This window comes from Phycicoccus elongatus Lp2, from assembly GCF_000367525.1.
In the GTDB taxonomy this organism is placed as follows: domain Bacteria; phylum Actinomycetota; class Actinomycetes; order Actinomycetales; family Dermatophilaceae; genus Phycicoccus_A; species Phycicoccus_A elongatus.
On sequence record NZ_HF570956.1, the window covers coordinates 2868820 to 2876365 of the forward strand.

Genomic DNA, 7546 nt, shown 5'->3' on the forward strand with positions numbered 1-7546 from the left:
CGAGGCGATGTGGAGTGGTGGTTGCGCGGAGGCGGACGTGCACATCGAACGTGCCCTCTACAACGCATCGGCAGACTCGATTCTGGACGTCGTCCGCGGCGCCGACCAGGACGCGAACGTCGTGATGGTCATCGGCCATGCGCCGGGAGTGCCGGCCCTGACCTCCCTCCTTGCGGACGGGCAGGGCAGCGACGAAGCCCACGAGGCACTGGCCGCCGGCTTCCCGACCTGTGGGATCGCGATGCTGCGCTTCTCGGGTCATTGGGCAGATCTCGAGGCGGGCGGAGCGGTGCTGGACCGCTTCCACGTCGCTCGGGCCTGACCACGGGTTGAGCCGGACTGTCCACATGGTGGGCGCAGTGGGACACTGTAGCCATGCCAGCACTGCGGTCCCGCACCTCGACCCACGGACGCACCATGGCCGGAGCTCGCGCGCTCTGGCGGGCGACCGGAATGACCGACGACGATTTCGGCAAGCCGATCGTGGCGATCGCCAACAGCTTCACGCAGTTCGTCCCCGGACACGTCCACCTCAAGGACCTGGGCCAACTCGTCGCCGGCGCCGTCGCCGAAGCGGGTGGGGTCGGGCGGGAGTTCAACACCATCGCCGTCGATGACGGCATCGCGATGGGGCATGCGGGGATGCTCTATTCGCTGCCGTCGCGAGAGCTCATCGCCGATGCGGTCGAGTACATGGTCAACGCCCACTGCGCAGACGTGCTCGTGTGCATCAGCAACTGCGACAAGATCACCCCCGGCATGCTCATGGCTGCGCTGCGCCTCAACATCCCGGCAGTCTTCGTCAGTGGTGGGCCGATGGAGGCCGGGAAGACGACGGCCATCGAAGGCGTGGTCCACTCCAAGCTCGACCTCATCGACGCGATGATCGCCGCGTCCAACGACGATGTCACCGACGAGCAACTCGACACCATCGAACGTTCGGCCTGTCCGACCTGCGGCTCGTGCTCGGGCATGTTCACCGCCAACTCGATGAACTGCCTCACCGAGGCGATCGGGCTGTCCCTTCCGGGGAACGGCTCGACGCTGGCGACTCATGCCGCTCGGGAGGACCTCTTCTTGCGCGCTGGAGCCCTGGCCGTCGAGTTGGCCAAGCGCTACTACGACGGGGACGACGAATCGGTCCTGCCGCGCAACATCGCGACCAAGGCGGCCTTCCGCAATGCGGTCGCGCTCGATGTCGCCATGGGTGGCTCGACCAACACCGTGCTCCACCTGCTGGCTGCGGCCCGCGAGGCGGACCTCGACTTCTCGATCGCCGAGATCGACGCCATTTCACGTCAGGTGCCGTGCCTGTCCAAGGTGGCCCCGAACAGCCAGCTCTTCCACATGGAGGACGTTCACCGCGCCGGAGGGATCCCAGCGCTGCTCGGCGAACTCGATCGAGCCGGCCTGCTGGAGCGTTCCGTTCACGCTGTGCACAGTCCATCTCTTACGGAATGGCTGGGGGAGTGGGACATTCGCGGGGGGTCGGCGAGCGACGCGGCATACGAACTCTTCCACGCGGCCCCGGGTGGCGTGCGAACCACCGAGCCCTTCTCGACGACCAATCGCTGGGTCTCGCTCGACACCGACTCGGCTGAGGGGTGCATCCGCGACCGGGAGCACGCCTATACGGCCGATGGCGGGTTGGCCGTGCTCCACGGCAACATCGCCCCGGATGGCTGCGTCGTCAAGACCGCCGGTGTGCCTGAGGAGGTGTGGCACTTCGAGGGGACGGCTCGTGTCTACGAGTCACAGGACGACGCCGTGTCCGGGATCCTGGCCAAGGAGGTCGTCGCGGGGGATGTCGTCGTCATTCGCTACGAAGGGCCAAAGGGTGGGCCCGGAATGCAGGAGATGCTCTACCCCACTTCCTTCCTCAAGGGCCGCGGCCTGGGCCAGAAGTGCGCCCTGATCACGGACGGGCGATTCTCGGGCGGCACGAGCGGGCTGTCGATCGGTCACGTCTCGCCCGAGGCGGCGTCGGAAGGGCCGATCGGGTTGATCGAGACCGGAGACCCGATCATCATCGACATTCCTTCTCGCACACTGCATCTCGATGTGCCCGAGGACGTGCTCGCGGAGCGGCTGGCCAAGCAGCAGGCTCGCGAGCGGCCGTGGACGCCGGTGGACCGCGACCGGCCGATCTCCGCGGCACTGCGGGCCTATGCGTTGATGGCGACCTCGGCGTCGGACGGTGCGGTGCGGCGGGTTCCCTGACCGCCTGACCGCCTGACCGCCTGCCCGCCTGCCTGCCTGCCTGTCCTGCCGCGAGGTCGTCCCCCTCGCCACCGGCCACCTCCCCAGTCGAGCGGGAGCAAATCGCGGGCTCGGCCCTCAGTTGCCCGCGATTTGCTCCCGCTCGACGGGAGGAGTCGGGGGGTCGTCCGGGGTCGGAGGTAGCGCGCACGCGGGGGTGCCGCCGGGCAGGCGCGTGCGGTTCTGGCTGACCCAGCGATAGACACTGCGGGCGACACGCTCGCTGGGTCCGTGGGTCATGGCCGTTGCCAGGACCCGCCAGGGCAGAGCCCCGGTGCGCAGGATGGCCGCCCAAGCGCGGTGGCCATAGTGGACCGTCCCGTCTGCGTCGATCGCCGGCATCTCGATGAGCGCGCGATCGGCATCAATCGGTAGAGTCGAAAGATCGACTGCCTGCAGGGTGCGCACGTCGACATCGACGCCCAAGCGCGGCACCTGGGCGGCCGTGCGCATGCAGAAGCCGCAGTCCTCGTCGGCGAACATCACGACCCGACCCGCGCGCGGCATACCACCATTGTCCCTTGCCGGCGTTGTTCCCGTGTGCCGCGGTTTTTCCGCCCCGGGAACAACCGCGGCATTGGGGAAAAACGCCGACGTGACACACGGCATACGTCCGGCATGTGGGATCGGCCTCTCGCCCATTGACACACGCCGCCCGCGACGGGAGAGTTGCCGCGTGGCCCTGCTTCTCGTACTTCCCCCGCGCGCCTGAACCCGGCAGCACCTCAGGCGCGCTCCTCCGCTGTCCCCCGCCACGGGACCGGAGGTTTTTTTGTGTGATCAGTGGCGGTAGGGACATGGACACACGGCCGACCCGTTCCGTGTGAAGGCAGGACGAGGCAAGGACTGATCGACATGAGCGACACCGGCGCGCCCACGGCCACGGCACCGGCGCAGACACCGTCCCCGGCCCATATGGCCCAGCGGACCCCTCGCACACCCGTGGAGGTGACCGGCGCCCAGTCGCTCGTGCTCTCCCTCGAGGCCATGGACGTCGACACCGTCTTCGGGATCCCGGGGGGCGCCATCCTGCCGGCCTATGACCCGTTGCTCGACTCGGTCAAGGTGCGCCACATCCTCGTCCGCCACGAGCAGGGCGCCGGCCACGCCGCCCAGGGGTATGCCGCGGCGTCCGGCAAGGTGGGCGTCTGCATGGCCACGTCGGGGCCGGGTGCGACCAACCTGGTGACCCCGATCGCCGACGCCTACATGGACTCGGTGCCGATCGTTGCCATCACTGGCCAGGTCAACTCCTCGGCGATCGGCAGTGATGCCTTCCAGGAGGCCGACATCCGCGGCATCACGATGCCGATCACCAAGCACAACTACCTCGTCACCGACCCGGCCGAGATCCCGCGCGTCATCGCCGAGGCCTTCCACATCGCCTCGACCGGGCGCCCGGGGCCGGTGCTCGTCGACATCTCGAAAGATGCCCTGCAGGCGCGGACGACCTTCTCCTGGCCGCCGCGAATCGACCTGCCCGGCTACCGGCCGGTGTTGCGTCCGCACAGCAAGCAGATCCGCGAGGCCGCCAAGCTCATCGCGGCGGCGCAGCGCCCGATCCTCTACATCGGCGGCGGCGTGATCCGGTCGCGGGCCGCTGAGGAACTGCGGCGATTCGTCGAGCTCACCCAGATCCCCGTCGTGACGACCCTCATGGCCCGTGGCGCCCTGCCGGACAGCCACCCGCTGCACCTGGGCATGCCCGGCATGCACGGCTCGGTGCCCGCGGTGACCGGGCTGCAGAAGGCTGACCTGCTGATCACCATCGGCGCCCGCTTCGACGACCGGGTGACCGGGCAACTCTCGACCTTCGCCCCTGAGGCGCTGGTCATCCACGCCGACATCGACCCGGCGGAGATCTCCAAGAACCGCAAGGCCGACGTCCCGATCGTCGGGGACGCCAAGGCGGTCCTCGCCGACCTCATCGAGGCCGTCGACAACGATCTCGAGGCGGGCAACGGGGGCGACTATGCCGCGTGGCGTGAGCGGGTCCAGGGATGGAAGCAGATGTTCCCGCTCGGCTGGACCGAGCCGGACCTGGCCGAAGATGACTCACCGCTGTCGCCTCAGTTCGTGCTCCAACGTCTGGGCGAGATCGCCGGACCGGAGGCGGTCTACGTCGCCGGCGTGGGCCAGCACCAGATGTGGGCGGCGCAGTTCGTCACCTACGAGCGGCCGAACGCCTGGCTCAACTCCGGTGGGCTCGGGACCATGGGGTATGCCGTGCCGGCCGCCATGGGTGCCAAGGTCTCCCAGCCGGACCGCACGGTGTGGGCGGTCGACGGCGACGGCTGCTTCCAGATGACCAACCAGGAGCTCGCGACCTGCACGATCAACGACATCCCGATCAAGGTCGCCGTCATCAACAACAGCAGCCTGGGCATGGTGCGCCAGTGGCAGACGCTCTTCTACAACGAGCGCTACTCCAACACCGACCTGCACACCTCGCACGCGGGGGAGCGGGTGCCGGACTTCGTCAAGCTCGCCGACGCCTACGGCTGCGTCGGCCTGCGGTGCGAGCGGCCCGAGGACGTCGACGACGTCATCGCCCAGGCGATGGCCATCAACGACCGCCCGGTCGTCATCGACTTCGTCGTCCACCGCGACGCGATGGTGTGGCCGATGGTGCCTGCCGGTGTCAGCAACGACCTCATCCAGGTCGCCAAGGACGAAGCGCCCCGGTGGGATCGCGAGGAGTCCGAGGCGATCGAGCAGGACCCCGACGCCGACCACGACGGTCGCTGAGAACGGAGAGGAACTACACCATGTCCACCCACACCCTGTCCGTCCTCGTCGAGAACAAGCCCGGTGTCCTGGCCCGGATCGCCAGCCTGTTCTCCCGGCGCGGCTTCAACATCTCCAGCCTCGCCGTCGGTGAGACCGAGCGGCCCGAGATTTCGCGGATGACGGTCGTCGTCGACGTCGAGGACCTGCCGTTGGAGCAGGTGACCAAGCAGCTCAACAAGCTCGTCGAAGTGCTCAAGGTCGTTGAGCTCGAACCCTCGTCCTCGGTGCAGCGCCAGGTCATGCTCATCAAGGTCAAGGCCGATGCCGGCACCCGCAGCCAGGTCCTCGAGATGGTCCAGATGTTCCGCGCCAAGGTCGTTGACGTCGCCACCGAGTCGTTGACCATCGAGGCCACGGGCAACAGCGACAAGTTGCGCGCCCTGCTCGACGTCCTCGAGCCCTATGGGGTCAAGGAACTCGTCCAGTCCGGCATGGTCGCGATCGGTCGGGGCCCCCGCTCGATCACCGACCGAGCCCTGACCAAGGTCAGTTGACCTCCTTGCGTCCGGCGGGGTCCCTCGTGGGAGCAACACCTTCGCCGGACGCAACAGCGGGGAGGGAGCCCCGCGGCATACCCTCGAAACCGACGAACGCACCACCCAACCAAAAGGAGAGGCCGAACCATGGCCGAGATGTTCTACGACGACGACGCCGACCTGTCGATCATCCAGGGGCGCAAGGTCGCCGTCATCGGCTACGGCAGCCAGGGCCACGCCCACTCGCTCAACCTGCGTGACAGCGGGGTCGACGTCCGCGTGGGCCTGGCCGAGGGCTCAAAGTCCAAGGCCAAGGCCGAGGCCGAGGGCCTGCGTGTCCTCTCGGTCGCCGACGCGGTCAAGGAGGCCGACCTCGTCGTCATCCTCACCCCCGACCAGGTCCAGCGGACCGTCTACGCGAACGAGATCCAGCCCAACCTGCGCGAGGGTGCGGCGCTGCTCTTCGGCCACGGCTTCAACATCCGCTTCGACTACATCCGGCCCGAGGCCGGCAGTGACGTCATCATGGTCGCCCCCAAGGGCCCGGGTCACCTCGTGCGGCGTGAGTTCGTCGACGGCCGGGGTGTGCCCGTGCTCGTCGCGGTCGAGCAGGACGCGAGCGGGCAGGCCTGGGCGCTGGCCAAGTCCTACGCCAAGGCGATCGGTGGCCTGCGGGCCGGCGGCATCAAGACGACCTTCACCGAGGAGTGCGAGACCGACCTCTTCGGTGAGCAGGCGGTCCTGTGCGGCGGCGCGTCGCAGCTGGTGATGTACGGCTTCGAGACCCTCGTCGAGGCCGGGTACCAGCCCGAGGTCGCCTACTTCGAGTGCCTCCACGAGCTCAAGCTCATCGTCGACCTCATGGTCGAGGGCGGCATCGCCAAGCAGCGCTGGTCGGTCTCCGACACCGCGGAGTACGGCGACTACGTCTCCGGGCCGCGCGTCATCGATCCGTCGGTCAAGGAGAACATGCAGGCCGTCCTGGCCGACATCAAGAACGGTGCCTTCGCCAAGCGCTTCATCGACGACCAGGACGCAGGCGCTCCTGAGTTCAAGGAACTGCGTGCCAAGGGTGCCGCCCACCCGATCGAGGCGACCGGCCGCGAGCTGCGCAAGCTCATGGCGTGGGTCGACACCGACCGCGACAGCGACTACGTCGAGGGGTCGGCCGCCCGCTGACCCTGACTGTCGTCGCGCGCTACGGCGCAGTAGGTGCTGTTGTCGCAGCACTTACTGCGCCGTAGCCCGCTCCGCCCATGGTGTATGCCGCGGGGCGAGGCCTCAGAACGCCGTCACCTGGCGTGGTGCATCCCGCGGGGCAGTGGCCGGGGCTGGCCGGCGAGCCAATCGACGAAGCGCGCGCCGCCGATGTCCGCCGCCCCGATCGGCACGTTGCTGCGATCGGAGAAGGAACGCATGGCCGCGCCCACCGGTGGGATCCGCACCAGGTGCGGCGGCCGACGACCATCGTGCGCGGCCACCATCGCAGCGATCTCCTGCGGACCCAAGAGGTCGGGTCCGGCGAGGTCGGTCGTGCGTGAGAACCTCTGTGGCGCAGGGCCGCTCGCGACCTCGGCAAGGCGCTGGGCGACGAACTCGATGTCGACCGGTTGGATGGCCATGTCGCCGACCCGCGCGCCGAGCCGGCCGACCCGGAACCCGGCGAAGAACGCGGCCAGCGCATGGAACTGCGTGGCGCGCACCACCGTCGTCGGCCCTCCCCACGCCTCCAGCACCTGCTCGGTGCGGTGCTTCACGCCGTAGTACGGATAGCCGGGCACGTCACACCCGACGATCGAGATGTAGACGACGTGGGCGGGCGATCCGCTGCCAGCATCCAGGGCGGTGAGGATCCGGCGGGCGCCCTCCAACTCGACCGCCGAGGCACGAGTCGGGTTCATCGCGCACAGCACGACCGCGTCGACGCCGGCCAGCGCCTGGGTCACGCCGGCACCGGTCCGCAGATCGACCCCCGTGCGGCGACTGGCGCTCGCGACGTCGTGACCGGCGGCCAGCGCGCG

At 68.7% G+C, this 7546-nt stretch carries 7 protein-coding genes; 5 read left to right on the top strand and 2 right to left on the bottom strand.

The window, feature by feature from the left end; genetic code table 11:
- Together BN10_RS13905 and ilvD are read left to right on the top strand one after the other, a co-directional pair.
- The coding region (locus BN10_RS13905) for a SixA phosphatase family protein (protein WP_407674659.1) at positions 1-322 on the top strand (322 nt) is incomplete at its 5' end.
- A gap of 53 nt (positions 323-375) precedes the next feature.
- Positions 376-2220 carry a dihydroxy-acid dehydratase gene (gene ilvD, locus BN10_RS13910; protein WP_010851890.1) on the top strand — a complete coding sequence of 615 codons (1845 nt, stop codon included), beginning with the start codon at positions 376-378 and terminating at the stop codon, positions 2218-2220.
- A 117-nt stretch (positions 2221-2337) separates the two neighbouring features.
- Here ilvD and BN10_RS13915 read toward each other — a convergent pair whose 3' ends face one another.
- Positions 2338-2766, bottom strand: coding sequence for a thiol-disulfide oxidoreductase DCC family protein (locus BN10_RS13915; RefSeq protein ID WP_010851891.1), 429 nt, complete (start codon positions 2764-2766; stop codon positions 2338-2340).
- Between the two features lie 348 nt (positions 2767-3114).
- Between BN10_RS13915 and BN10_RS13920 the strand changes: the two genes are divergently transcribed.
- The 3 genes from BN10_RS13920 (at position 3115) to ilvC (ending at position 6704) form a co-directional block, all read left to right on the top strand.
- Positions 3115-5007: an acetolactate synthase large subunit gene (locus tag BN10_RS13920; protein ID WP_040751970.1), complete on the top strand. Its 1893-nt coding sequence runs from the start codon at positions 3115-3117 to the stop codon at positions 5005-5007.
- Positions 5008-5027: 20 nt separating this feature from the next.
- Positions 5028-5543, top strand: a complete 516-nt coding sequence (ilvN, locus tag BN10_RS13925) for an acetolactate synthase small subunit (RefSeq protein ID WP_010851893.1) — start codon at positions 5028-5030, stop codon at positions 5541-5543.
- 129 nt (positions 5544-5672) lie between these two features.
- A complete protein-coding gene (gene ilvC, locus BN10_RS13930; RefSeq protein WP_010851894.1) occupies positions 5673-6704 on the top strand; it encodes a ketol-acid reductoisomerase in 1032 nt (343 codons plus the stop codon).
- Between the two features lie 113 nt (positions 6705-6817).
- Here ilvC and BN10_RS15905 read toward each other — a convergent pair.
- A partial coding sequence (locus BN10_RS15905; protein WP_084311098.1) for an SDR family oxidoreductase occupies positions 6818-7546 on the bottom strand: 729 nt, incomplete at its 5' end.